Source organism: Pseudanabaena minima str. Chao 2107, from assembly GCF_051131155.1.
Classification (GTDB): Bacteria; Cyanobacteriota; Cyanobacteriia; order Pseudanabaenales; family Pseudanabaenaceae; genus Pseudanabaena; species Pseudanabaena minima.
This window is the reverse complement of the sequence record NZ_CP159508.1, coordinates 4,955,662-4,978,407: the sequence shown is the minus strand read 5'-3', so window position 1 is coordinate 4,978,407 and position 22,746 is coordinate 4,955,662. Positions and strand designations below refer to the sequence as shown.

At 40.9% G+C, this 22,746-nt stretch carries 24 protein-coding genes; 17 read left to right on the top strand and 7 right to left on the bottom strand.

Annotation, left to right across the window (positions count from 1 at the left end; translation table 11 throughout):
* Positions 1-25: 25 nt before the first annotated feature.
* Entirely contained in the window at positions 26-823 is a 798-nt protein-coding gene (locus ABM313_RS22500) for a DALR anticodon-binding domain-containing protein (RefSeq protein WP_434685353.1), read from the bottom strand.
* Positions 824-1,024: 201 nt separating this feature from the next.
* Positions 1,025-2,128, bottom strand: a complete 1,104-nt coding sequence (locus ABM313_RS22495) for a potassium channel family protein (RefSeq protein ID WP_434685352.1) — start codon at positions 2,126-2,128, stop codon at positions 1,025-1,027.
* Between the two features lie 357 nt (positions 2,129-2,485).
* Between ABM313_RS22495 and ABM313_RS22490 the strand changes: the two genes are divergently transcribed.
* The 3 genes from ABM313_RS22490 (at position 2,486) to ABM313_RS22480 (ending at position 4,812) form a co-directional block, all read left to right on the top strand.
* Positions 2,486-3,028: a hypothetical protein gene (locus tag ABM313_RS22490; protein ID WP_281006934.1), complete on the top strand. Its 543-nt coding sequence runs from the start codon at positions 2,486-2,488 to the stop codon at positions 3,026-3,028.
* Positions 3,029-3,072: 44 nt separating this feature from the next.
* Complete coding sequence (rsmD, locus tag ABM313_RS22485; RefSeq protein WP_434685351.1) at positions 3,073-3,612, top strand: 16S rRNA (guanine(966)-N(2))-methyltransferase RsmD; 540 nt, start codon at positions 3,073-3,075, stop codon at positions 3,610-3,612.
* 219 nt (positions 3,613-3,831) lie between these two features.
* Entirely contained in the window at positions 3,832-4,812 is a 981-nt protein-coding gene (locus tag ABM313_RS22480; protein WP_434685350.1) for an alpha/beta fold hydrolase, read from the top strand.
* 27 nt (positions 4,813-4,839) lie between these two features.
* On the opposite strand, the gene ABM313_RS22475 is transcribed toward ABM313_RS22480, so the two are convergent.
* Complete coding sequence (locus ABM313_RS22475; RefSeq protein ID WP_434685349.1) at positions 4,840-5,298, bottom strand: DUF29 domain-containing protein; 459 nt, start codon at positions 5,296-5,298, stop codon at positions 4,840-4,842.
* 126 nt (positions 5,299-5,424) lie between these two features.
* Between ABM313_RS22475 and ABM313_RS22470 the strand changes: the two genes are divergently transcribed.
* The 3 genes from ABM313_RS22470 (at position 5,425) to ABM313_RS22460 (ending at position 7,682) form a co-directional block, all read left to right on the top strand.
* Positions 5,425-6,003, top strand: coding sequence for a hypothetical protein (locus ABM313_RS22470; protein ID WP_434685348.1), 579 nt, complete (start codon positions 5,425-5,427; stop codon positions 6,001-6,003).
* 182 nt (positions 6,004-6,185) lie between these two features.
* Positions 6,186-6,845, top strand: coding sequence for an SDR family oxidoreductase (locus ABM313_RS22465; protein ID WP_434685347.1), 660 nt, complete (start codon positions 6,186-6,188; stop codon positions 6,843-6,845).
* Between the two features lie 9 nt (positions 6,846-6,854).
* A complete protein-coding gene (locus tag ABM313_RS22460; protein WP_434685346.1) occupies positions 6,855-7,682 on the top strand; it encodes an SDR family oxidoreductase in 828 nt (275 codons plus the stop codon).
* A gap of 188 nt (positions 7,683-7,870) precedes the next feature.
* Here the strand turns inward: ABM313_RS22460 and ABM313_RS22455 are convergent, their stop codons facing one another.
* Positions 7,871-9,361 (bottom strand): LCP family protein, encoded by a 1,491-nt coding sequence (locus ABM313_RS22455; protein WP_434688567.1) that lies wholly within the window; start codon positions 9,359-9,361, stop codon positions 7,871-7,873.
* A 334-nt stretch (positions 9,362-9,695) separates the two neighbouring features.
* Between ABM313_RS22455 and ABM313_RS22450 the strand changes: the two genes are divergently transcribed.
* From ABM313_RS22450 to petG, 6 genes are all read left to right on the top strand, one after another.
* Positions 9,696-10,010 carry a KGK domain-containing protein gene (locus tag ABM313_RS22450; RefSeq protein WP_434685345.1) on the top strand — a complete coding sequence of 105 codons (315 nt, stop codon included), beginning with the start codon at positions 9,696-9,698 and terminating at the stop codon, positions 10,008-10,010.
* Between the two features lie 6 nt (positions 10,011-10,016).
* Positions 10,017-10,223: a hypothetical protein gene (locus ABM313_RS22445; RefSeq protein WP_434685344.1), complete on the top strand. Its 207-nt coding sequence runs from the start codon at positions 10,017-10,019 to the stop codon at positions 10,221-10,223.
* 70 nt (positions 10,224-10,293) lie between these two features.
* Entirely contained in the window at positions 10,294-10,743 is a 450-nt protein-coding gene (locus tag ABM313_RS22440; RefSeq protein WP_434685343.1) for a DUF3531 family protein, read from the top strand.
* A gap of 56 nt (positions 10,744-10,799) precedes the next feature.
* The gene (gene gloA, locus ABM313_RS22435; RefSeq protein WP_434685342.1) at positions 10,800-11,183 is read left to right on the top strand and encodes a lactoylglutathione lyase; all 384 of its coding nucleotides are present in this window, start codon (positions 10,800-10,802) and stop codon (positions 11,181-11,183) included.
* 90 nt (positions 11,184-11,273) lie between these two features.
* Positions 11,274-12,716 (top strand): hypothetical protein, encoded by a 1,443-nt coding sequence (locus ABM313_RS22430; RefSeq protein ID WP_434685341.1) that lies wholly within the window; start codon positions 11,274-11,276, stop codon positions 12,714-12,716.
* 317 nt (positions 12,717-13,033) lie between these two features.
* On the top strand, positions 13,034-13,132 hold the full coding sequence (petG, locus tag ABM313_RS22425) for a cytochrome b6-f complex subunit V (RefSeq protein ID WP_071590170.1): 99 nt from the start codon (positions 13,034-13,036) through the stop codon (positions 13,130-13,132).
* A 95-nt stretch (positions 13,133-13,227) separates the two neighbouring features.
* Here petG and ABM313_RS22420 read toward each other — a convergent pair whose 3' ends face one another.
* Entirely contained in the window at positions 13,228-13,560 is a 333-nt protein-coding gene (locus ABM313_RS22420) for a hypothetical protein (protein WP_434685340.1), read from the bottom strand.
* A 235-nt stretch (positions 13,561-13,795) separates the two neighbouring features.
* Here ABM313_RS22420 and psbO point away from each other — a divergent pair, with 235 nt between their 5' ends.
* The 5 genes from psbO to tnpC all read left to right on the top strand — a co-directional run bounded on the left by psbO (position 13,796) and on the right by tnpC (position 18,258).
* Positions 13,796-14,638, top strand: a complete 843-nt coding sequence (gene psbO, locus ABM313_RS22415) for a photosystem II manganese-stabilizing polypeptide (protein ID WP_434685339.1) — start codon at positions 13,796-13,798, stop codon at positions 14,636-14,638.
* Positions 14,639-14,760: 122 nt separating this feature from the next.
* Positions 14,761-16,149 (top strand): AAA family ATPase, encoded by a 1,389-nt coding sequence (locus ABM313_RS22410; protein ID WP_434685338.1) that lies wholly within the window; start codon positions 14,761-14,763, stop codon positions 16,147-16,149.
* On the top strand, positions 16,146-16,742 hold the full coding sequence (locus ABM313_RS22405; protein WP_434685337.1) for a hypothetical protein: 597 nt from the start codon (positions 16,146-16,148) through the stop codon (positions 16,740-16,742). Before ABM313_RS22410 ends, ABM313_RS22405 begins: the two co-directional genes overlap by 4 nt.
* A 161-nt stretch (positions 16,743-16,903) precedes the next feature.
* Complete coding sequence (locus tag ABM313_RS22400) at positions 16,904-17,113, top strand: hypothetical protein (RefSeq protein ID WP_434683819.1); 210 nt, start codon at positions 16,904-16,906, stop codon at positions 17,111-17,113.
* Positions 17,110-18,258 (top strand): IS66 family transposase, encoded by a 1,149-nt coding sequence (gene tnpC / locus ABM313_RS22395; RefSeq protein WP_434688566.1) that lies wholly within the window; start codon positions 17,110-17,112, stop codon positions 18,256-18,258. Before ABM313_RS22400 ends, tnpC begins: the two co-directional genes overlap by 4 nt.
* A gap of 96 nt (positions 18,259-18,354) precedes the next feature.
* Here the strand turns inward: tnpC and ABM313_RS22390 are convergent, their stop codons facing one another.
* Together ABM313_RS22390 and ABM313_RS22385 are read right to left on the bottom strand one after the other, a co-directional pair.
* On the bottom strand, positions 18,355-20,334 hold the full coding sequence (locus ABM313_RS22390) for a prolyl oligopeptidase family serine peptidase (protein WP_434685336.1): 1,980 nt from the start codon (positions 20,332-20,334) through the stop codon (positions 18,355-18,357).
* Between the two features lie 62 nt (positions 20,335-20,396).
* A complete protein-coding gene (locus tag ABM313_RS22385) occupies positions 20,397-22,742 on the bottom strand; it encodes a ComEC/Rec2 family competence protein (RefSeq protein ID WP_434685335.1) in 2,346 nt (781 codons plus the stop codon).
* Positions 22,743-22,746: the final 4 nt, after the last annotated feature.

Here is a 22,746-nt window from a genome sequence, read left to right as displayed (position 1 = left end):
CGCAGCAAAGCTGCGGCGTTTATCGCTACAAGTACATTGCGTAATTAATTTCGGGTGGGGCGATCGCTAGTAGTAATTTTTGCGTAATTCTGATTATTAACAATCGTCGCAGAGCTACTTCTCGACTAACTCCAAAAATTCGACAATGATCGTAAAACTGCAAAAAAGATTCAGCAAGTGATCGCGATAATTTAGTTCTAGATTTATTACTGCTTGTAGAATTCTCACTCTCCAAATAAGCGGCGATCACTAAGTTCTGCATCAATAAACCAATTTCGGCAGCTTCTAAATGTAGAGACTGCGCCGTAAAATCAGAACCCGATTTTTGATGGCGCGGCGAAGCCGCGCCATCAAAAAGTTTAGCCAATCTGATCAACGCACAACAACGGGCATAGGCATACTGCACGATTGGATCAAGTGACTTGTTTGTAAAATCTATGGAAATATTGCTCTTTTGCCAAAATCCTTCGTAATTAGTAATTCCCTCAATCTGCCATTGCTCTAAAGCCAATAAACTTTCAGCGATACATTGATCACTTAGAAAAATATTTAGCCAGCCTTTCCCTAATGCTTGAATTTGCCATTGTGAAGTAATTGCTGAATTTTGCGAACAAGTTAGCGTGATCGCTTCGGCAATTTGGAAAGGACTGAGATTTAAGCGATTGGCGATCGCCAAAGCGATTGACGATGTGTAATGGGCTTCATATTTTGGATAGCCAACTTCCAGCGAAATTTCCCTAGGAGTAAGCAAAGTTCCAAACACCAAATTAATCGCATCAGCGATCGTAATTTGAATAATTTGCGATGGAGAAATGAAATTCACATTATTAGAGTTCTGCAATTTAATCTTTGTTGATGCGGCAAAGGCGCATCAACAACATTTTTAATATTTGGTAGCGCGGCAAAGGCGCGTCAAAAAATTATACCAAAACACAAAATGGCGTAGCCATTTTGTGTTTTTAAAACCCTTACTGGGTTTGGTTTTTAATTCACAAAAGTGTTGTCACACTTTCGTGAATTGGTATTACTTCATGCGTGGTAAACGTAAAACATTGGGAGCTTTGGAAAGAGGACTGAGGATTTGGTTAAGCGCTCTCAATTGCTCAGGCGTTCCCATAGAAATCAGAACATCACCTTGCAAAATCTCAGTATTGCCATCAGGTCCCGCAATCACATGACCATCAGCACGACGAATCGCTAAAACTAAAACACCAGTCTGCGATCGCAAACTTGCTTTTTGAAGAGAAATTCCCACATAACTGGAGTCATCAATGCGATATTCCTCAATATAAAATGAACGATTTTCCCCAGCAATAATTCCATCTACAAAATCCATTACCTGTGGACGCAAAGCCACAGCTGCCATCCTTTTTCCACCTGTAATATACGGCGAGATGACTTCATCAGCTCCACCTCGGCGCAGCTTTTGCATCGCCTCTTCGGTACTCGCTCTGGCGATCGCTCTGATTGCAGGATTTAAGGTTTTTGCAGACAAAACGGTATAGAGATTCTCCGCATCCGATGGTAAGGCTGCCACAATGCAAATCGCCCGCTCAATTCCCGCAAAAAACAATGTTTGATCAAGAGCGGCATCTCCTTGCACCGCTAAATAACCAGCCTGTTCAGCCTGTGCAATCATCACAGGATCGCTATCAATCACCACAAAGGAAATACTTCCCTCCGCCGCAAATTCAGCAGTAACTTGCCTCCCTGTCCGCCCATATCCGCAAACTATATAATGTTTATCTAATGTCTGCATGACTTTTCGGAGCCGCCTAGCCTGAAAAATATTGTGAATATGACCATTGGCGATCGCCGCCGTAAACTGAGTTGCAATGTAGCTAATGCTAGCAACTCCCAGAATAATTAACACAACCGTAAACACCCGCCCTTCAAAATGCAAAGGATTGGTTTCGCCATAACCAATCGTGGCAAGGGTAATAATTGTCATGTAGAGCGCATCAAACCAACTCCATCCTTCGAGGAGGCGATACCCCAATGTACCAATCACTACCAATCCTATTAAGATCCCAATATTGGTTAGTAAAGTACGCTGATATTGCAACAATTCGCGCTGTAAAAAATCTGGTTGCAACTGTTGGTAACTAAGCGAACTTTTGGGCAACATACAAGTCTGTACAGTTATGAAAGTAGAGTAAGGGCTAGCGCTTTGAGTTCAAACCTGAACCCAGAATTTTTGTAGAAGTGTTGATTCGCAACACTTCTACAAAAATTCTTATGGTTCATTTGCTCAGTAATTGCTGTAACTAAAATAAGGAACTGTTTTTTGTGGTGCAGCGAAGCCGAACCACTAGCAAAATGGCTTTTTATTAAATCGCAGCACCCTAATTTAACCAAGAACTTATTTAAAAGAATGTTAAGCTGCTTATTAATATATTGCTTCAGCTTTTAGGCATTTTTAGTAAGATTGTTAATTGCATCGGTCTAGTTTTTGCAAATAAATGCTGTCACTCATGGGACAAGTATGACATCAGAGCCACCTTCCGAAACCACACAAATTAACCGTGCTGTAAGCTCTCCCTATCGTTCAGCCGTGGATATTAACGACGATAATTTGGAGAGATTTCACGCTTGGACTGGGTATAACACCCACACAGACATGAGTAGCAACACGAAATTCCAAATGCGTGATTTTCATATTGATCTAGGTATGGCTGTGATTGGCTTTGGCGTTTTGTGCGGATGGGAAGTGCGATCGCGCAAAATTGATTTTAAAGGCAAAACGCATATTATTTACGAACTCAGGGGTGATACCGATCCGCAAGTTGTGCCGATGTTACGCCAAAACTGTAGTGATGAAATGGCAACATTTTTGCATAGTCGTTTAATTAGAACTTTAGATTTTTTGCGTTCCTGTTCAAAATTTTCTGGTATTCCTCACGTTCACATCATCTCTATTCGCAATCACTATGTGATGAGTGCCGTGTGGCGACCATATCAAAATAAAATTTGGATGGTTCCCATTGACCAAATTGAGGGTTTATCTTTTTCGAGTCATTTAATTTAAGTGAAGGTGTGGCTAAGCGCTGCCTTGACTGAGTGAATTTCATTATGTCTATTCGTATTAAGGGCGATCGCCCGATCAAAACCCCAACAGGTTTATCTACCCGCCCTACACCCAGTAAGGTCAGAGCCGCAGTTTTTAATATTTTGCAAAGTCGCATCAAAAACGCAAATTGGCTCGATATCTGTGCTGGATCAGGAGCGATGGGAGCAGAGGCGCTAGCGAGAGGTGCTAATCAGGTTGTGGGACTTGAGTTATCAGCGATCGCCTGTCGCCTCGTTAATGAAAATTGGCAAAAATTAGCGAAGCCTGAACAAAAATTTCAAGTCATTAAAGGTGATGCAGTTAAAATTCTGCCCAAGTTAGTACCAAATTTTTTTGATCTAGTCTATTTCGATCCTCCTTACCAAAGCGATCTCTACGCGCCTGTGTTGAAAGCTATACCACCCTTGCTTGCGGATAATGCATTAGTAATTGCAGAATGCGATCGCCTGCGTCCTCTCCCTGACTTAATGGGCGAGCTAGTGTGTTGCGATCGCCGCCAATATGGACAAACCGCCCTCGTCTTTTATCAACTTCCACACTAAGGATTTATAGCTGTCGCCATTCTTAAAACCCAAATAGTGTGAGGCGGCGCTTCGCCTCACACTATTTTTGTCCTGATACAGGTGGCGGCTATAGCTATAAATAATCTGTGAAAGTAGGGGCGGGTTTAGCCGACAACTTGACTATGATCTGAAGGGCTATCAGCAAAACCCGCCCCTACAGCAGATGCTGATTTTATTAAATTCCTAATCCTAAGCAAGATGACGATCGCAGGAAGGCAGCCTAAAATCATAAATAGTCATCAAATTACTCAAAAGTCATCTATTTCTCCAAGAGTCACCGCAGTGCTAACTACAGAAAATACCGAAACTCGCGATCGCCTTTTATCTCCTTTGCAAACATGGACATGGCGTGGATATAAAATTCAATATTCTGTGACTGGTACAGGCACACCCCTAGTTTTAATTCATGGTTTCGGTGCATCGATTGGTCACTGGAAAAAGAATATTCCTGCTTTTGCCGAGGCTGGCTATCAAGTATTTGCGATCGACCTCTTAGGATTTGGGGGATCGGCAAAACCTGCCCTTGATTATTCGCTAGAGCTTTGGGAAGAACTGCTTAAAGATTTTCATCACGAATTAGTCCAGCAACCAGCAATCTTTATCGGTAATTCCATTGGTGCATTACTAGCCTTAATGCTCACAACTAATGCTCCTGAAATTGCGATCGGTGCAGTCTTGCTTAATGCCGCAGGTGGCTTAAATCATCGTCCTGAGGAGTTAAATTTACCCTTGCGCTTGGTGATGGGTGCTTTTGCGAAGTTAGTTAGCTCTGAAGTCACAGGCAAATTTGTATTCAATCAAGTTCGCCAAAAGCGCAATATTCGCAATTCTCTACGTCAGGTCTATCGCAATCATCAAGCGATCGATGATGAGTTAGTAGATATGCTCTATCAGCCATCCTGTGATGAAGGCGCACAAAAGGTTTTCGCCTCGATTTTGACTGCTCCTGCTGGTCCCCGCACTTCTGATTTATTGGCTAAAGTAGAGAAGCCTTTGCTAGTGCTTTGGGGTGATGCTGATCCTTGGACTCCGATTAATGGAGCGAAGGTTTATGACGAGGCAAGTAAGACTAAGGATATTCAAGTCATTCCCATTCCCAATACTGGACATTGCCCACACGATGATCGCCCTGAAATTGTGAATGCTCTAGTAATTCACTGGTTACAGAAGTTAGCATAAAAGAGAGAGCGCATAGCGCTCTCTCTTTTATGCCCAGAAATCTAAATTGAGAAGGTCATCGAGCGATCGCGGAAATTCCCATGTGTCAGGAAACTTTGTACTTTTGTATTCGGGTCGCAGCTTTTTAAGACATTGTTGATAGACAGGATCGAGAATCTTTTGATAGTCATTCTGCAAGCTGGGAGAAGTTTCCATCAGGTCTTCAATTTCAGGGCGAATGTTGCGAATTGTCCGTTCCCATCCATGATATTCAAGAGGCATGTTAACGTAGCATCGTTTCATAATATGTTCGATAAGTGCCCGAATTTGACCTTTAAATGCATTTTTCTGAGCTTTTCCCAATGAGTCGATCTCCTCAATTAAGTTGGCAATATCTAATTGCTTAAAGTCACCAGTTTGCAAATGTGCGATCGTTTCTTCTGTCCATAGCAAAAAGTCGCAATCATATAATGTTGGCAGTTTTGTGGGAATTAAAGATTGTGTCATTTGCTTGGTACTCCTAATTTGCATAAGCAATCACTTTTTCAATAGATTAGAGCTATGCGAGCTTTAATCTAAGGCATATAATAATTTTAATCTTTATTATTGTCTAATTGTATATAAAACATATTTATGAATATATTAGATAAGTTGGATCGGGATATTAAGATCAAATGGTGCATACATAGAAATTACCTAAAAATTATTTTTGGAATCTTGTTTATCGCTATTATTCTTGGTGTTGTTTTATATATTAGAGGATGCGACTGGAAAATTTCACTCACTATTATGGGCGGTCTAATTTCGTTCATATACTTTATACAGAAACAACAACTTGACGAAGCAAAGCTTTTTAACGAATTATTTGTAAGCTTTAATGACAGATACAACAAATTGAATGAAAAGCTAAATAACATTATAAAAAAAGAGAATCTTAATAAAGAGTTAGTAAACATTGAAGATGCAAGCCAAACTCTTTATGATTATTTTAATTTGTGCAGCGAAGAATTTTTGTTTTATCAAAAAGGGTTTATCTATCCAGAAGTCTGGGAGTCTTGGATTTGGGGAATGAAGGAATATTATGAAGATGAGAGAATTCAAAATATTTGGAGAGAAGAATTGGGGAAAGGTTCATATTATGGTTTTAGCATAGATGCTCAAATCAACGCACTAATTCCCCAAACATCTAAATCTGAGGATCTCAAACCTTAGATTTGACTATAACTAGAGTTGTCAAAACAAATCTCAATTTCACTAGCCATTCATATACAAGCACCTATATAAACTCATAATAGTTGGTTTTATTGGTGATTATTGTTGAGCGAACAGAGATCTCCATTACAATGGAAAATGGGCTTGCCTATAGCTTAGTAAATTTTTTGAGAACATAATCTATGAAAGCATTTGTAGCAGGAGCCACAGGGCAAACAGGACAGCATATTGTCACTGAATTAGTTAAGCGGAATATTCCCGTAAAAGCTTTAGTTCGTGACCTAGAAATCGCCAAAAAAATTCTTCCACCTGAAGTGAAATTAGTGAAAGGAAATGTACTTTTTGCAGACACCTTAGCAGAGGCGATCGCTGATTGTGATGTGCTAGTCTGTGCAACAGGCGCAAAACCAAGCCTCAATGCGCTAGAGCCATATTTAGTGGATTACATCGGTACAAAGAACTTAGTGAATGCTGCAAAGGCAAAAAACATCAAACATTTTGCGATCGTATCTTCCCTTTGTGTATCGAAATTGTTCCATCCCTTAAATCTATTCTGGCTAGTACTATTTTGGAAAAAGCAAGCAGAGAGATATTTGCAAGATAGCGGTGTAACCTACACCATCGTTCGTCCTGGAGGATTGCTCAATTATGAGAAACAAGGTGGATTGATCATGTCTGGTGCAGACACTTTGTTTGAAGGGAGCATTCCTCGTACTAAAGTTGCCCAAGTGACAGTTGAAGCTTTATTTGAAGAGCCTGCAAAAAATAAACTGGTGGAGATTGTGGTTAAAGCAGAAGAAAGTGATCGCCCGATCGCGGAATTATTTGCTAAGGTTGCATAGTAAAAAATCATGACTAAAACTGTATTAATCACTGGCGCATCGTCGGGAATTGGCAGAGCAACAGCTTTGTACTTTCAAAAACAAGGTTGGAATGTGGTAGCCACCATGCGATCGCCTGACAAAGAGACAGACCGAGCCGATAGCTTGGCAAAACTTGATCGCCTAATCTGCCTGAAGCTGGATGTTACCGATTACCAAACGATTACCGAGGCAGTTGCTGAAACAATCTCTAGATTTGGGGCGATCGATGTGTTAGTGAATAATGCAGGTTATGGCATGTTAGGAGCATTTGAAACTTCCACACCTGCACAAATCCAACGTCAATTTGCGACCAATGTATTTGGACTGATGGAAACTACTCGCGCAGTACTACCGCATTTTCGCGATCGCAAACAGGGGGTAATTGTAAACGTTGCTTCCATTGGTGGGCGTGTTGCTTTCCCTCTCTATAGCCTTTATCACTCAACCAAATGGGCTGTGGAAGGTTTTTCGGAATCTCTACAACATGAGCTTCTCGCATTCAATATTCGCGTCAAAATTGTTGAGCCAGGACCGATTAAAACGGACTTCTATGAGCGATCAGCAGAACGTACCAGCAATCCCGATTTCCCAGCATATGACGAATTTAGCGATCGCGTGTTGACGAAACTCAATCAAATTGGCACAACTGGAGCATTGCCTGAAGTTGTTGCCAAAACTATCTATAAAGCTAGTACTGATAACTCATGGAAATTACGCTACCCCGCTGATGCAATTGCCAAGCAATTATTATTTATTCGTAAGCTTTTGCCTGACTTTCTTTTCACTAAAATCGTGCGTCAGAGTACAAATGTCTAAGACCCAAAAGAGTAATGGCGGCGCGAAGCGCCGCCATTACTCTTTTGGGTAGCCACATGTATCAGGAAAAATCAAAACCCAAATAGTGTGAGGCAGCGCTTCGCGCCGCCTCACACTATTTGGGTTTTATGTTTTAACAAGAAGCGATAGCTATAAAAAAAGAGAGAAGGCTTTGCCTTCTCTCTTTTTTAACGTTGTTTAGTTTGTGTCGGTTTAACAGGCTTCAGAGGAATATTATTTGCCTCAAGCCAATCTTTGCCTACACGAACCGTAATATCTGATTCAATATCACCCGTTGATTCGATTAAGACTTCGCCAATCCCTAAAGAATCACGTAATTTTTCTGCACTTGCCTTGTCTCCATTTTGAGCAATAATTTGAGTCTTCGCAAGGGGCTTAGACCAGCGATCACTGGCAGGAAATACTTGGGCATATCCTGCCTTAGACAAAACCGTTGTGGCTTTCTTAGAGCCTTCAGGCTGAGACATACTATCTTGGATCGCCACTCTCAGAGTTTGAGGTGTACTGTCCTCAAGACTACTATCGGCTCTCTTCATCACCCCAAAGCTTTGGCTCATGATAGCAGCAAGCCGTCGATTATCTAAAATCCAGTAGCTCAGATTATCAAACTCCCCTGGATTACTAAACCGACCTGGAGCCATATGCATCTGGATGCTTTTACGATCAATCTTTGATGTATAGCCAGCGAGGGCAAGTACTTCTTCGACAGAGAGATTAGTATCAATATTTTCCTTAACAATGGTCAAGATTTCAGGAAGCTTGGTGATCGCTTCAGGCTTAAGTTTTTGATCAATAAAAGCACGGAAAAATGCTTGCTGACGTTGAACGCGCCCAATATCTCCTAGATCATCATGACGATAGCGCATATATTGGATTGCCTTGCTACCGTCGAGTTTCTGCTGTCCTGCATTGAGATTAATGTATAGACGTTGGCTGTCATCTTGGTACTTCATCTTTTTCGGGACATAAACCTCAACACCGCCAAGAGCGTCGATCAGTTTGCCAAATCCATTGACATTAAAACGAATATAGCGATCAATAGGAACATCTCCCAGTACTTGGCTAACTGTTTGAGCGGATAAAGCCGCACCGCCAGCATAGTTAGCAAAATTGATCTTAGTTTTGCCTACTCCTTGAATATCAACTCTGCTATCACGCGGGATCGACAGAACAGACACTTTTTTATTACTAGGATCAAAACGGATTAGTAACATTGCGTCACTCATACCGTTAAGGTTATCTTCGACCTCAGCAAAATATTTACCTTTTGGCTTAGATTGAGCATCAGGTAAATCAGAAGTAAGAATAATTGTCCCCAATACCAAAATGTTGACAGGACGGGTCAGCGTCGGTACACCCGCGATCGCTGAAGTCATCCCATCGGCGTTACGGTTAAATACGGCAGCTTCATCAGCCGATAATTGACGTTGCTGAAAAGGTCTACTACTTAATACAAATGCTAATCCTGCACCTAGCCCCCCTGACAACAGCGCCACAAACAACACTATAAAAAGTGTCCATTTATGTTTGAATGAAGCCGTTTTGGGCTTAGACGACTTATTAGACAAACCAGACTTACCTAAATTGATGGGATTTGTTGCCACAGGTAGGGAATACTCCTCACGACTGAACGTTTGCTTCAGCGATCGCCCACCCATGAGCAAAGATGGGACTCAACACATTGCTTACAAATTACTCAAGAACTTCGCACAGGGTTCTTAAGTCTTTTAGACTAATTTGCATTTTACTTTAGCACTGTATCGTAACTTATCGTTACAAACTGCTAAACATCTTACAAGAGTAGTAGAAATCCTAGTTATGCAAATTGTTTGGATGGATGATACTACATATTCTGAGATTTGGAGAATCATCACAAGCACCAGAATTTTAAATAGGTGATCATCGCAAGCCCCAAAGACTTACTCTGGCGTGAATTCAGAGTAAAAAATGATAAGCTAATGAAAATTGTGGATGTACTTGATAACGATGACAATGAATGTAAAAGATCTCGACCAACTTAATGATGTTATTGAAATTCCGTACAGTCGAGGAAATACAGATTTTTTAGAAGGAAAATCTATTTTCTTACCTAGAGATTTACTATCGGTTATTTATCAATGTGTATCAAAAGGAGGACTTACAGCGTTATTTGACCGTGAGATAATTTGCCGACTAATGATGGCAGATAAGGCAAAATGGCAAAAAGGACGGCTAAAGCTGACACTTGAATTTATTCCAGATGAACCACCTCAAGATGCAACTCCTCAAGATGAATTGAGCAGTATTAGAAATCAAAACATTGAGTGATAAATCATGTCTCAAGAAGAATTTCAGAAACAAGTACTAGAATCGCTTGCCGAGTTAAAAACTGATGTCGAGAGGCTAGACGCAAGCATTGAAAAGTCAGACGATAAATTTGACACCTACAGACAAGCTACACAATCATTAGTTAACTTGGCATTTGGACTAATTGCCAGTGCCACAGTAATCACAGTAGTATCCGCAGTTTTCAAAAGATAGTTGGGCGCGATCGCCTAAACTAGTATCGACATGTTGTTATCGAGATTTTTGAAAGATCTACAAGTTGGTTATGGAAGTTAGATTTCGAGAATGTGATTGGTTCGACTTATGGATCTGGATAAAGTTTAGTGAAATTCCATCTCAGCAAGAAAAACAACTGTTAGACGAAGTATTTAACTCTTGGTTTTTGCTAGGTAAGTTGGGCGGTTTCAATGCTTGTAATATGCAGGTGCTAGAATCTGGCGTGGATGTTAGCTATTTTGACTATGACAACCAAGCCGCCGATGACGAGATGATGTCAGTTATGCATAATATGACTGATCTAGAGTACGAAAACGAGTGGGCGCGGTGTTGGGTTGACTTGGGTACAGCCGATGCGAACGCGATCGATACCTTAGTAAATGCCTTGCGTCAGTTTGATAAAGAATATGTCGCGATCGAAGAAGTAATTATTGGTGGACAAAACTCTGACTGGTTGGTTGAGCCTAAGAGTCTAGATGATGAAGATTATGATCGTTAAAATGTTAGAGATATGCTTTGCATATCTCTAACCAAAAACTTGAGAGGAAAACTAAAATGCGCGTTTTACACACAATGGTTCGAGTTGGCGATCTAGAGCGATCGCTTGATTTTTATAGCAACGTCCTCGGCATGAAGATCTTGCGCCGCAAAGACTATCCTGACGGGCGCTTTACCCTCGCTTTCGTGGGTTACGGCGATGAATCAAGCAATGCTGTCATTGAGTTAACCCATAACTGGGATACCAACGCCTATGATATTGGTACTGGCTATGGTCATATTGCTTTGGGTATGGAAAACATCTATACCGCCTGTGAAGCCATTCGTGAGAAAGGCGGTAAAATCACCCGTGAACCAGGTCCGATGAAGCACGGCACAACGGAAATAGCCTTTGTTGAAGATCCCGATGGTTACAAAATTGAATTAATTCAACTCAAATAAGTTCAATTGGGGCAAAGCGCCAATTGAACTTATTTGAGATTGAGAGATAAATTGTTATAAGCTGTAAAGCTGCACACCAGTAGCCTAGTCATGCGTAGACCCCGATATACAACTTCTTGGCAATCCAAGCGCAAATCTTGGTTGCGAAATATCCTACTTCTGATCCTGATTGGTTTGCCACTGCTATTGATTTTGGCGGAACTAATTGCGCGAGGAGCAGTTTTAGCAACAGGTAGTACCAACCAACTTATCCCCAATAAAACTGTGGCGATCGCCCAGTCCTACGCCTTTAAGTTGCAGGACTCCAATGGTAATAACTACCCTGGATTGCCAGATGCAGGGCAACTACATATAAAACGTAGTCCTCTATTGGGTTATGAATTGCTACCCAGTCAGAGTAGCGATTATTGGCAAATCAACGATCAGGGCTTTCGACAAGATTCATCAGTACCTATTGACAAACCTGCTAACGAAATCCGCGTATTTTTAGTTGGTAGTTCCACCGCTTTTACCAACATGGCGGAAAAGAACCAAAAAGCTTTAGCTTTTAAAATCGAGAAATTGCTAAATGATCGCGTCCGCGCTCAAAATAGCAATCCCGAAAAGTTTAAGCCCAAGGAAATTCCCTACTTTGCTGATCAAATTGAAGCAATGCGAACATTGCCACCACGTATTCGTGATGGCAGCTATCGAGTGATAGCGGCAGCGGCTCCTGGCTATAGCTCTGGCAATGAATTAGCACTGCTATCCCATAAGGTGATGGCCTATAGTCCGAATGCTCTGTTGATCCTTGATGGCTACGAAGATTTGCGATCGCCTAGCAATCAGTCTGCTCGCGAAATCGGGAACGTTGAGCAAATGTTACGCGATCCACTCGCTCAATATCGACAACACCAAACCCAACAATTTAATAATTGGCTAAATTCGCTATATTTAGTCAAAGCATGGCAAAAATGGGTAGTCCCAGCCGATATCACCACATTTAGCTCTGAATATCAAGTTTTTAATGCTGAGCAGCTAAGCAAAGATCCTAAAGAAATTCAAAAAAGGGTCGAACGCTATCTTTACAATACTCAGCAAATGACGAGGCTAGCGAACAGTATTCCTGCTTTGATTATTCTTCAGCCAGAAATCACAGGTAAGCAAAAGTCCTTAACTAAGGAAGAAGAAGACATCCTGAAATCTCTAGGCAAAGATTACAGCGATCGCATCACGAATGCTTACAAAGTTGCCGAACAATCTCTGAGCAATAGTCCTCTCAAGGCTAAATTTGTCAATTTCTATCAGCTATTTCAAAATACAAGCCAACAAGCCTTCATTGATCCGATCCATCTCACTGAAGCTGCCAATGATTTGCTAGCCCAGAAATTATATGACAGCACAGAGCAATTGTTCTTGGTGCAGCCTGCACCAAATGCGCTGAATGGAGATGTTGAGGCAGCACCACCACAACTAACACCACCACCACAACCCGTGACACCTCAGCCCGTGACACCGACTACCCCATCGGTGACTCCTACACCCACCAACTAGAGAGTGACAGCAAAAAAAATATGGCGGCGCAAAGCACCGCCATATTTTTTTTGAGTTTATGTCCAAAACCAAAGAAGCGAGTTGCACCGCAACTCGCTTCTTTGGTTTTGATTTGTCCTACTTCAACTGACTACAGCTATAAGTAGCTAGGCATAATTAATTACAAAGCAAAACCCGTAAAGTTGCGCCCCGCAGGGGCGCAACTTTACGGGTTTTGGTAATTTATTTTGCACAGGTACTTAAAAAAGCAAAAACTGATTTTCATAATGAGAATTGCTAAAGTAAACTATATAAGTCAGTGAGTTTAATAAATATTTATGGTAGAACCAATTTTGTCAGGCATTTGCCTCGGTCTTATTTTCATTACCCTCGGCGGACTATTTTTTGCTGCTTATCAGCAATATCGTCGCGTCTAGTTCTAGCATAAAAACCAAAAAGCAGAAGAGGCTGAAAACGCCTCTTCTGCTTTTTGGTACAAACTTAAGGAGTGAACTTTGACAGAAATCTTGATTTATTCTTCTAATTCTTCAGGCTGTGCTAAGTAGCGGCAAATTTCATTGATTTTCATCCGATAAATATGTGGCCAGCCACCATTTGTCTCAATATCACGCAAAAGATTAAATAGCTCATGCCGACTAGTCGGTAAAGCAGGCTGAAATAAATCGTCACGAATGCGCTTATGGATTGATTCTAAGACTCGCAATATTTGCAAAAGATTAGCTGGATTGCTTTGCTGATTCTGAGCAATTTGTAATAGGCGATCGCTGATCGTCTCAAGCTCAGATAAATCAGCAATTTGCCCCTGTTGTGATTGGTTCTGTGATTGGATTTCTGTTTGTGCCAAGCTAAGTACCCTCGTGCGCGATAATATGATGATTGGAATTTTACAAATTAAGTCTTTAGTTAGCTAACCTCTATGGCTAGTCTAAAGCACGGCCAACTCCTTAACGATCTCAATTTAAAATCCCAAAACTAGATCGTATTTTTTTACAGAGTTATCATAGGCTGCGCTTTGCACAATCTGTCCTAACTCTAAAATACTAACCGTTAAATCCCGTTAAATTAAGAAGAGGTTATTTATGAAATTTCGTAGTTTTACGAAAGCAATTTTTACATTGTGTATCAGTTTATGTATGTTAGTAGCAAGCGGCGTGTTTGCAAGTACTGCGATCGCTGCTGTTGAACCAGGGTTGACCTACGATCAAATTGTAAATACTGGCTTAGCCAATAAATGTTCTGACATTCTAGGTTCCTCTCGTGGCGGTCGCAACTTTATTCCCGTTGGTGCAGGTCAATCTGTGGAAATTACAGAGCTTTGCTTAGAACCAACCTCGTTTTTTGTTAAAGAAGAATCTAACAATAAGCGCAAAAAACCTGAGTTTGTAGCTAGCAAGTTGATGACTCGCTCGACTTCTAGCCTTGACTTCGTAAAGGCAACTGTTACTGGTAATAGCGATGGCAGCTTATCTTTGGTAGAAACCGATGGTCTAGACTATCAACCTATTACCGTCAAAATGCCTGGTGGTGAACTAGTAGCGATCTTATTTACCATTAAAGGTTTTAATGCCAAAACTGCTCCTGGGGTAAATGGCATCACCACATCGGTTGATTTCGTTGGTTCTACTGATGTTCCTACCTATCGTGGTTCTGGCTTTATCGATCCTAAGGGTCGTGGTCTAGCGATCGGTTATGACTCTGCTGAAGCTTTACCCGCAAAGCGTAACTCTTTTGATAACAGAAGCGTCAAGGATGACTCCACCTCCAAAGGTACGATGTCCTTACAAATCGCTAAGTTGAATGCTGACACTGGTGAAATTGCTGGTACTTTCGAGACTGAGCAAACCTCTGACAATGACCTCGGTGGTGTTGAACCCAAGGAAGTAATCATTCGTGGCGTATTCTACGGCAAAGTTAACTCTTAATCTTTAAGTAAAACTTTTAAAAAAGGAGAGTCTTATTAGTTTAAGACCTCCTTTTTTATTTCATAAAATATAGGCTATAACTAGTTTTAAGACCAAATCACCTAACCAAGTATCTAAACTATATGCAAAAAATTATTATCAAAAACTTTGGTGCGATCGAATATGCCGAAATCGAAATAAAGAAAGTTTTAGTTTTAATTGGTGAACAAGCTAGTGGTAAAAGTACTATTGCTAAACTCATTTACTTCTTTAAATCACTCAGAGATGATGTATTTAATCAAATTTATCAAGATCAAGAAAGAGATTACTTTGATGAGAATCTAGATGTTATTTCGGTACTGCAAGAAAAATTTTATAACTGGTTTGGATCAACTAAAAATTTCAAGGATGATTTTGAAATAAAGTTTTATTTTGACTTTGAATTAGATAAGTCATTGGTTTTAAGTCTTAGTCAGGATAAAGAAATACAATGTAAGTTTAGCTCAATTTTTTTTGATAACAAATTTAAAGATCTGATAGGTGAAAGTAAAAAGTTTCTACAATCAACGTTTCTACAATCAACATCTGATACAGATAAATGGATTTCTCACGGTTATAAGCTTTCTTATGCTCGAATAATTTCAGATGAGTTAAATAAAGTATTTAATAACTGTTATCAAGTTGATTCACTATTTGTGATTGCAGGTAGAAGTGCTACCGTAAGTTATTCTGAACTGTTTGAGAGAGAGCTATTTGCAAGTATAAAAAGCAGATTGCAAAGGAATAATGATCTTAAATATCATTTAAAAACACCAGCAGTTGATGAGATTTTAATGTTGGAATTTATTAGCAAAATTTTAAACAATAAAGTATATCTAAAGGATTTGAAAAGCTCTTTTTCGGAATACGATATCAGTAATTATATTCTTGCAAAAAAGAAAGTATTTGAGATCTTAAAAGGTGAATATATTGATGAGAATGGCGAAGAAAAAATCATACTTAATTCTCGAGAATCTATTTATCTTCGGAACGCTTCATCAGGACAGCAAGAAGTAATCAGAATTCTACAGGATATTATTGTTGTTATGTGTAAGCATTCCAAAATATTAAGAATTTTAGAGGAACCAGAAGCACATTTATTTCCAGTTGCTCAAAAGAGTTTAATTGAGTTGTTGGCTTTGATGGTTAATCAAAATGATGATAATCAACTTATCATTACTACCCATAGTCCATATGTTCTAACAGTATTTAACAATTTATTATTTGCTCAACGAGTTGTAGACAAAAATCCATCGTCTGAGGCTGAAGTAGCTGAAATGATACCAAAACAATTTTGGCTAAATCCAAATGAATTTTCTGCTTATTCGTTAGGCAATTCTTCTATCGAAGAAGAACCTGAGTATTGTGAATCTATTTTTAATTCGCAAACAGGTGCTATTAAGCAAAATTATTTAGATGCAGTATCTGAGATGTTAGGTGGTGATTTTAATGCTTTGTATAGCATTTATACTAAAAACTCTAGAAGAAGATGAGCAAGTTTGAGGAGATGAGAGATAAATTATCAAATAACTTTGATAATTTAAACGATGTGTTAGAAGTAGAGTTGAGAGAAAAGTTTTCTATAATTGATTATAAAGGTCAATCGTTTATTGTTTTGAGCATCAATATTGAAGATAATACTTTTACGATTAAAGTAAATGGGAAGGATACAGTAGCATCTGATTTTGATAACACAAAACTATTCAATATCATAGATGCTAAAACTGTTGCTTTTATTCCGATTGATGGCAAAAATGGGCTTTTAGGATTTGGGGAATCTTACTGCGATTTTGTGATATTTGATGACAATTATTTTTGCTTTGTTGAGTTTAAATTGAATGCAACTATCTTAGAAGAAAGAGCAATTCGTAAAAATCGGAAAAAAGCGATCGCTCAACTCAAAAACACGATCGCTTTATTTGATAGCAAATTAAACAGAAATTATAACGATTTGAGAATAGAGGCATACGTTTGTACACCTGAAACTTATCCAAGGGGAGATAGGGGATGGACAGACTTAGCGATCGCTTTTTATGATGAAATTGAAGTTCCCTTGTTTGAACAGAACGAAAAATTTTGTGTATAAAAAATGGGCACTGGTCAGCTAATTCGTGATAAAGCTTTAAACCGTTGATTCGTATGGATTTGAAGAGCAATCACTATAAATGACTAAAACCCTCATTGATTCTGGGTAATAGCTCAACGTAGGAAAATTGACAAAGGGGCAAAAGCTGATAAATTAAAGAAATGAAAGAACTACCCAACCTAAAAGAACTAACAGACGAGGCAAAAGAAGCCTTGATAGTTAAGTTATGGGAAGAACTACAAAAACTACAGAAGCAGTTAGAAAAGAAACCAAAGAAGACTTCAAAGAACTCAAGTTTGCCACCAGCCAAAGGATTTAAAGCGGAAATCAATAATCCAGAAAAACAGAAGGCAAACGAGCAGGAAGTATAGGAAGAGATGGAGGAGGTCGTCAACTGAGTGAAAATCCAGACCAAACGCTCAAAGCAACTGTAAAAAGTTGTGCAGAATGTGGGAAAGAGATCGCTGAATCAATGCAGGTATTACTGGAACGATACGACAAGATCGATATACCACCAATCAAGCCCATCGTTACCAGAATCGAAAGGTATGGATGCAAGTGTGAGCATTGTGGACAGGAACAAATCGCAGCATTACCCGTAGGACTTGAAGTAGGAAGTCCCTTTGGAGAAAGAATAGCTGCCCTAGTGACAACGATGAGATACAGTCACGGTATAAGCTATGGAAGAATGCAGCAAATGCTGAGTGAAGTATTTGGCTTAGAGATATCAGAAGGAGGTATCGCCAATCTCTTAACAAGGGTGAAAGGACAACTAGAGTCGGAGGTGACAGGAATACTCCAAGCCCTAAAAACATCTCGTCTAGTATGCAGTGACGAAACCAGTGCAAGGGTAAACGGTAAAAATCAATGGGAATGGGTATTTCAGAACGAACAAGTATGTTTTCATATCATCCGACCGTCTAGAGGCGCAGATGTCATCGCCGAAGTGATGGCAGAGCATCAACCAGAGGTGTGGGTATCAGATTTGTTTAGCGCCCAAAAGACCAATCCAGCGACAGAATGGCAAGTTTGTCTTGCCCATCAACTCAGAGATTGTCAGTATGGAATTGATGCAGGAGACCAGATTTTCTCTGGCAGGATGAAAAAGCTGCTGCTACGAGCTTTGGTGCTGCGAAGGCGATGGTCGGATTTAGCTGACTCTACTCGTTATCAATATCGATGTCGATTGTATCGAGACCTCGACAATATTTTAGCTCTGTTACCTACTCAAGAAGATGGACTTAGATTACAGAAGCGATATCTAGAATTACGAGAAAACTTATTTCTGTTTTTGGATGACCACACCATCCCGCCAACTAATAACTCTAGCGAACAGGCTTTACGTTGGAGTGTCATTTTTAGAAAAGTTACGAATGGTTTTCGCTCCGATTGGGGGCGTGACTTATTTGCGGCTGTTCGTTCCATTGTCAATACTGGAAAAAGACAAGGCTTTTCTGCTTTTGAGTCCATTCTTATCGCTTTGAATCCTCTCAAATCATTGTTTTCTATAGGTTGAGCAATTACGATTCTGGGTTATAAATTCATATCCCGAATTAGCTGACCAGTGCCTAAAAAATGATGGGCGATACCTTGTATCGCCCATCATTTTTTACTAGTTTTGTAGATGTTTTTTAAAGAAGTCGAGGGTATAGCCAATTTCTAGGACTTGGTTGCTGCGCTTGCTGGAGCCGTGACCTTCATCGGGGAAAATGACTAGTTGTGAAGGGATTTTTTTCTGTTCGAGGATTTTTTGAATTTGGATGGCTTCACCAACGGGTACACGGGGATCGTTTGCGCCTTGGATGATGAGTAAGGGGGCTTTGATGCGATCGCTATAAGTCACAGGTGATAACTCAATCAGAGCATCGCGATCTTTGACAGGATCACCATATTCACTAATTCTCAAAATGCGACGATAGGGAGCAGTATTGTTTAAAAATGTGAGCAGATTACTCATGCCTACACTCGACACACCTGCATCATAACTGCCTGCAAACTTAGACATACCCATCAGAGCGGCATAACCGCCATAGCTACCGCCAACGATGCCGATTTTGGGCGTGATGCCGTTAATTTGCCAATTTTTGCGAATATAGATTGCTGCATCTTCGATATCGGTTATAACCTTGAGGCGATCGCGACCATTGTCAGCATTCAGCCAAGTTTTGCCATAGCCATCACTACCCCGCACATTTGGCTCCACAAATACAAATCCTGCATTCACAAATAACTGGGCATACCGATTAAATCCAGCCGTACTCTGTCCTTCGGGTCCCCCATGAAAATGCACAACTACAGGGCAAGGCTTTTCGAGAGGCTTTTGGGCAGCATTTTCACATTGCGGTGAGCCATAGATAAACATGGGAATTGATACGCCATCCCGCGTTGTGTAGTTTTCTAGCTTAGCCTTGGCAAATTTGCTGGTGTCAATTTCGGGCGTGCTAGGCAATACCCACTGGGTGAGCCTCTGCGTCTGCCAATCGTAAACATAACTGAGGCGTGGAGATTGGGCAGTTTCCACACCAATAGTTGTAAAGCGACCATTGCGAGTGGTGGAGCCTGTATAGATATGATCGGCATTGGCAAATTCAGGTAGTTTTATTTCCTCAAAAGTATTTGCCGCGATCGCTTTAAGGCGTGTGTACCCTCTATCATTAATTGAGTAAAGAATGCGCTGACGCTGATCATCAATATCAAAGTTCGATACATCCGCTTTTAGTTCTGGTGTAATTGGCGTAAATTTTTTGTCTTTGTAACGATAAAGGCGACGAAATTCACCAAATTTTGGTGTTAATACGAGATATTCATCTTTACTAACACCATAGGTAACGCCATATTCTTCCTGCTCATTCTGCCCAAGCATTGGTGTAGTTTGGCGAGTCTTAACATCATATTCATAATATTCGCGGGATAGACTACCCGTTGCTTTGGCAAAGAGAAACTTCTCGCGATCGCCTGTTTCTGGATTGACAAACACATCGGCAATCCACCAAATGCCATCGCCTCCAGAGATTTGCACCTTCTTCTTAGTTTGTAAATCGTAGCGATAGATTACAACCGAGTCGGGCTTAATATCATTGGCACTGAAATAAATTGTGCGCGAATCATTACCGATATATTGCAGTGAAGTCCGCACCCCTGCTAAATGCTGAATTTCCTCTAACTCGCCCCCCTTAGTGGATTGCAAATATAATCCCGGATTTTCCTCACCTTGGCGATCGCGTGACAGGATTAAATATTTTCCATCTGGAGTCATGCCTGAAATAGTGGTAGCATCCTGTCCTCCTGTTACTTGTACAGGAAATTTTTGCGCTCCATCTAGTCGCCATACCTGCACTGTGCCTGTGATTCCCCATGTAAAAAACATCTGTTTACCGTCGGGTGTCACCATTCCTAACCCAGGCGATCGCACATCTAAGATCGACTCAATCGGTCTTGTCACTGTTGGTGGTAATGCAGGGGGAGCATAGCGCTTGAGAATTGCAGGATCAAGGCTATCTTTACCTAACCCTGTATATTGAGCTGCCGCAGGTAAAGTTGTAAGTGTAAGGCTAGCCAGAATAATCGGGAAAAGGAGCGATCGCTTATTCATATATTTGGAATGTATTTGGATTAGTTAAATTGATTAGATGCACAGTGATTTAGCTCGGCAATTTAGATGGGCGATCGCGTGTCCTGTTGATCGCGGAGGGTATGAAAGTCTTTATCAGGAGTCCACTGAATTGCGCCATCACGACCCGTCCAAAACACTCTAATTTTAGCTTCATAGAGTTGATTGACCATCGCTTCCACAACACTTGTTGCTGAAGCGATCGCGATTTTAGGATTGATTGATTGCAAAATAGCTGGCTCAATTTGACCACCAGTCCACCAGAGAATATTTGCCGATAGTTTAGGAAGTAGCTCTTTTTTGGCGGTGATCGCCTGTTGAGATTTGGAATCAGCATTTGGTAGTAGTAACCAAGACAGCTCACCCGTCTTGATTTTAAGCACATCAGGCGATTGGTTGAGTAGTTGAATATCCACTTGATTGTTAATCGTCAGCGTTTCCCCAACCTTAAGGGAAGCTAGGGGAGTTTTTGCATTGGCAAGAGCTTGTTGAAGATTTTGATAAGTTTTGGGGGTAACGCCAAGACTGATATCACGGAACTGGGCAATCGCTACGGAACCAGACATCAAAGTACTCCATCCATCGCTAACATCGGGCTGCGTACCGGTAGATATTGCCCAATCAATGCGATTAACACCTAACTTCTGTAAAAAGGGTTGCAATGTAAAGCTGGCAAATTGTTGATCACCAGTGTTAATTAACACTGTTTGGCTTTGATTTTTAATCAACATAATTGGCACATCATTAAATGCTGGTAATGTCACTTGAAAGGCATTAGCCTGAGCGATCGCATTGGGAACAAATAGGACTACGCAAGCTAAAACAAAAGCGATCGTCCAACGCTGCATTTTGCCAAACCAAGGCACTACCCAAATCGCGATGAATAATGCATAGGCAATTAACATTTGCCAGAGAGCGATCGCTCCAACACTAGTACTTGCATTAGGTAAAGTATTCAGCCATTGAGCTAGATCAATCATCCAATGGAGTAATGGGTAGAGCAACCAAGCGATCGCAGCCCCAATTGGCACAAAAATAATTCCTAAGAATCCGCTAATGAGTCCGCCATAGGTGGATATAGACACTAGCGGTGTTGTCAAAACATTGGCAAGCAGGCTATAGGGAGAGAGCTTACCAAAGATCAATAGTTGTAAAGGTAATGTCCAGATATAAGCGGCGATTGGTACAGATATTAATTCGGCGATCGCAGGTGGCAGCCATTCTAAACGCTCGGAAATTGAACGTGAGGTAGTCAGTAGTCCGAATGTAGCCAGAAAACTAAACTGAAAACCTAAATCCCAAATCCAAAGTGGTTGATAAAGCAATAACAAGACTGCCGTAACAATTAGACCAATTACAGGTCGGCTACGGCGTTGCACCACTAAACCAATCAAACTACCAAAACCCATCACCACGGCTCGCAAAATCGATGGACTCGCACCCGTCAACAGTAAATATCCTGCCAAGCAGAGGCTACCGATCAGAAATTGCAGTTTGAGAGATTTATTGCGCGTTAAGGCGATCGCTGCACCTAGTATCAATGTCACTTGAAATCCCGAAGCCGCTAATACAGCCGCTAAACCTGCTTGAATAAAAGCATCTTTAAGATCACTCGGCAAATCCACAGCTCGATTACCCAACACCAACGAGCTAAGCAATGAACCCTCTGGCACACCTGCACCCATCACATGGGCGCGGACAATCCGACTCACAAACCACCATTCGCCAAAGCTTGGAGCATCACCTTGCTCTACTAGCGATCGCCCACTCATTCCCGCAAATACACCCTGACGCGCTAAATAGGACTTGAAATCAAATGCACCAAAATTATCAGCACGATTAGGCAAGTACAATCTTCCTGAAAGCTCAACGGCTTGTCCTGAGCGTAAACCTGTCACCTCAATCAATGGCACTGTCACATACAATTTTCCAGAAGCCGCTACAAATTTATTAGCCTCATCGGGCTTAACTTCGGGACTATTGGGATTTGCCGCAGGGTTCTGCGTAAGTTCTTTAAGGTCGAGTTTCCCAGAGGTATTAATCTCCTTCACCTCTAACAGAAACTTTGCCCTCTCGCTGCGCGTCAAACTGGGCGCTTCGATTACCTGTCCGCGCACGATCGCATTGGACAACGGCGCATATTTAGAAATATCGTCAGTTTGGGGTTGGGGAGTGCGAATTTTTATATAAAAACAAGCACAACAAGCTAACAAGGTGGCTAATAGATAGACCCAACGCTTGGGGCCCAAACGCCAAATGACAGGAACCACCAACGATAAGGCAAATCCAAGCCCAAAAACCGTATAAAAACCTGTCCAATCTGGTAAAAAGCTGGCATAGGCTCCTGCCACAAAAGATAAAGCTAGCACTAGGACAACTTGAGATTTCATTGGC

What these genes read in the sequence shown, in the direction of transcription:
- ABM313_RS22475 (WP_434685349.1), bottom strand. Translation starts at nt 5,298, where the DNA reads ATGACACAATCTTTAATTCCCACAAAACTGCCAACATTATATGATTGC.
- ABM313_RS22480 (WP_434685350.1), top strand. Translation starts at nt 3,832, where the DNA reads ATGACGATCGCAGGAAGGCAGCCTAAAATCATAAATAGTCATCAAATT.
- rsmD (WP_434685351.1), top strand. Translation starts at nt 3,073, where the DNA reads ATGTCTATTCGTATTAAGGGCGATCGCCCGATCAAAACCCCAACAGGT.
- ABM313_RS22440 (WP_434685343.1), top strand. Translation starts at nt 10,294, where the DNA reads ATGGAAGTTAGATTTCGAGAATGTGATTGGTTCGACTTATGGATCTGG.
- ABM313_RS22470 (WP_434685348.1), top strand. Translation starts at nt 5,425, where the DNA reads ATGAATATATTAGATAAGTTGGATCGGGATATTAAGATCAAATGGTGC.
- ABM313_RS22490 (WP_281006934.1), top strand. Translation starts at nt 2,486, where the DNA reads ATGACATCAGAGCCACCTTCCGAAACCACACAAATTAACCGTGCTGTA.
- ABM313_RS22460 (WP_434685346.1), top strand. Translation starts at nt 6,855, where the DNA reads ATGACTAAAACTGTATTAATCACTGGCGCATCGTCGGGAATTGGCAGA.
- ABM313_RS22455 (WP_434688567.1), bottom strand. Translation starts at nt 9,361, where the DNA reads ATGGGTGGGCGATCGCTGAAGCAAACGTTCAGTCGTGAGGAGTATTCC.
- ABM313_RS22405 (WP_434685337.1), top strand. Translation starts at nt 16,146, where the DNA reads ATGAGCAAGTTTGAGGAGATGAGAGATAAATTATCAAATAACTTTGAT.
- ABM313_RS22430 (WP_434685341.1), top strand. Translation starts at nt 11,274, where the DNA reads ATGCGTAGACCCCGATATACAACTTCTTGGCAATCCAAGCGCAAATCT.
- psbO (WP_434685339.1), top strand. Translation starts at nt 13,796, where the DNA reads ATGAAATTTCGTAGTTTTACGAAAGCAATTTTTACATTGTGTATCAGT.
- ABM313_RS22495 (WP_434685352.1), bottom strand. Translation starts at nt 2,128, where the DNA reads ATGTTGCCCAAAAGTTCGCTTAGTTACCAACAGTTGCAACCAGATTTT.
- ABM313_RS22465 (WP_434685347.1), top strand. Translation starts at nt 6,186, where the DNA reads ATGAAAGCATTTGTAGCAGGAGCCACAGGGCAAACAGGACAGCATATT.
- petG (WP_071590170.1), top strand. Translation starts at nt 13,034, where the DNA reads ATGGTAGAACCAATTTTGTCAGGCATTTGCCTCGGTCTTATTTTCATT.
- ABM313_RS22400 (WP_434683819.1), top strand. Translation starts at nt 16,904, where the DNA reads ATGAAAGAACTACCCAACCTAAAAGAACTAACAGACGAGGCAAAAGAA.
- ABM313_RS22410 (WP_434685338.1), top strand. Translation starts at nt 14,761, where the DNA reads ATGCAAAAAATTATTATCAAAAACTTTGGTGCGATCGAATATGCCGAA.
- ABM313_RS22385 (WP_434685335.1), bottom strand. Translation starts at nt 22,742, where the DNA reads ATGAAATCTCAAGTTGTCCTAGTGCTAGCTTTATCTTTTGTGGCAGGA.
- ABM313_RS22390 (WP_434685336.1), bottom strand. Translation starts at nt 20,334, where the DNA reads ATGAATAAGCGATCGCTCCTTTTCCCGATTATTCTGGCTAGCCTTACA.
- ABM313_RS22450 (WP_434685345.1), top strand. Translation starts at nt 9,696, where the DNA reads ATGAATGTAAAAGATCTCGACCAACTTAATGATGTTATTGAAATTCCG.
- gloA (WP_434685342.1), top strand. Translation starts at nt 10,800, where the DNA reads ATGCGCGTTTTACACACAATGGTTCGAGTTGGCGATCTAGAGCGATCG.
- ABM313_RS22445 (WP_434685344.1), top strand. Translation starts at nt 10,017, where the DNA reads ATGTCTCAAGAAGAATTTCAGAAACAAGTACTAGAATCGCTTGCCGAG.